Annotated in this window: 1 protein-coding gene and 2 pseudogenes; all 3 read right to left on the bottom strand. The window is 68.4% G+C overall.

Features of this window, described 5'->3' with window-relative positions:
- Positions 1-322: 322 nt before the first annotated feature.
- A pseudogene (locus AB0N07_RS50485) lies at positions 323-862 on the bottom strand (RNA-guided endonuclease TnpB family protein); the annotation flags it as partial.
- A 266-nt stretch (positions 863-1128) separates the two neighbouring features.
- Positions 1129-1485 (bottom strand): annotated as a pseudogene (locus AB0N07_RS50480) (DUF2637 domain-containing protein); the annotation flags it as partial.
- 117 nt (positions 1486-1602) lie between these two features.
- A partial coding sequence (locus AB0N07_RS50475) for a WYL domain-containing protein (protein ID WP_365847673.1) occupies positions 1603-1986 on the bottom strand: 384 nt, incomplete at its 5' end.

Raw genomic sequence — 1986 nt, 5'->3', positions numbered from 1 at the left:
TCTCGCCTGGCCTCCTGCAGTGGCCGCGCGAGAGCGGCGATGCTCACTCCCCAACTACTCGGCACGGGGGCGAGCCCTTCCGGATGGGAAGGCCGACCCGCCAGGGCAGGCCATGGAATGCGAAGTGTCGGTTGGGAGCTCGCGCATTCCCTGTGCCTGGCAGCAGCGCGATGGTGCTCACGGAGAGGTGGCCGGTGCTCGGCCAGCACGAGCAGGCGGCGGCCTCGCTGATAATTCGGTGCGCTACCGGCGCGCGGTGATGCTGCTGGCCTCGGCCGGCGGAAACCGGGTGCTAGTGAATCGCCGAGCTGGTGCAGGCCGACGAGGGCACCTGCTCGGCGGTCAGGACGACGTACCAGCGGCGTCCTTCCCGCTTGACGCTGATCGCCTTGACCTTGCCGGTCACGGGCCGGTGCCGGTGCACCTTGACGTGCCCGATGCCCTGGAGCCGGACGCGGGTGACGGGATCATGCGGGGTGGCATCCCAGCGGCAGCCGTCCCCGTCCTTGGGGAAGTCCACCGTGTCGAACCAGTTCACCCCCCGGAATCGGAGATATCCCGGCTTGTCCCCGCACTTCACACGGCCGAAGAACGCGGCGAACGCCTTGTCCAGGCGGCGCAAGGTCGCCTGCTGAGACGAGAACGACCACCGGCCCTGACGCTCCGGATCGAAGACGCGGATGTCCTTGAGCTGAGCGGACTGCTGCCCGTACCGGACAGTGGTCTTCGAGGCGTGCCGCCAGGCGTCGCGGCGTTCCTGCAACGCTCCGTTGTAGAGCGAGCAGTGATCACGCAGCATCGCGCCGAGCGCGGCTTGCTGACCCACAGTGGGCCGCATGAGGAACTTGTACGCACGGATCATCCGGCCCACCCCTTCCCCGGTCAGCTTCGAAGATCCTACTGCGCTTGGTGTGTGTCACCACGCTGGGAACCAAACCCCGATATTCGCGTCGGCCGTCATGTCGTCCGCATGGCCCCGGTGTTCGGCTCGCACCTGGTGTTCAGGCTGAGGCGCCCCGAGCCGCCCGCCTGCACGGGTTCGTGCTCCTGGCCGGCGGCGTCGAGTGCGGGGCTTGGGCGCTGGGCCGCAACCGGGACCTGCTCGAACGTGAGGGGCGGCTCGTCAGTGCCCGCGGCGGCCAGCCCGGCTAAGGCCGTCTCGGCCAGGGGGACCCCGTAGCGGGCCAGGCGCAGCGGTATCAGCGACTCCACCGGGGCCCTGCGACGCCAGGCGCGACCGAAGCGGGAGCGGAGGCTGGCCTGATAGACCAGGCGCTCCTGTTCGAGCTTGATGACCTGCTCGTAGGAGCGCAGCTCCCACAGCTTCATGCGGCGCCACAGCAGGAACGTAGGGATCGGGGCGAGGAGCCGGCGGGTGAGGCGGACTCCTTCCATGTGCCTGTCGGCCGTGATGTCGGCGATGCGACCGATCGCGTGCCGGGCCGCCTCCACCGCCACCACGAACAGGACCGGAATGGCTGCGTGCTCCCGACGCCGGCGACCGCTGTGACAGAGCCCCACCGGCCAGCACGGTGCGAGATCGTGCTCATGCAGACGCCCCTTCGCGCGGTGCCTTGAACACCCCGGTCCGCCGCTCGGGCGTTACCCCGGGGGCATCACCCCGTGGATCCGCGACAGGGTGAACACCCGCTCTGCATCGCGTAGATGACACCAAGCATGCAGATACGGAGGGTCGAGGTCGAGGCCGCTGATGGTGCGGATCGTGCGGCTGCCCGTGGTGGCGACGTACTCGATGGTGACCGCCGTCCCACTGTCGACGGCGTGGGCAAGTTGACGGACATCGGTGTGGGAGACCTGAGTCGCGTATCCGGCGATGATTTCTTCGGTATCGGTGGAGAAGGGGACGCCGTTGTACGGGTCGGGGGCGGGACAACGTCGCTTCCTTGATCGTTTCAGGATGACTGCGGTCGTGGTGTGAGTGGGTGGAGCTGGAGGGTGTAGGTGACGCGTTCGGTGGCGGGTTGA

Origin of the sequence: Streptomyces sp. NPDC051172, assembly GCF_040682555.1 — a bacterium.
GTDB lineage: Bacteria > Actinomycetota > Actinomycetes > Streptomycetales > Streptomycetaceae > Streptomyces.
The sequence above is the reverse complement of the archived record's forward strand: the minus strand, read 5'-3'. Positions and strand labels throughout refer to the sequence as shown.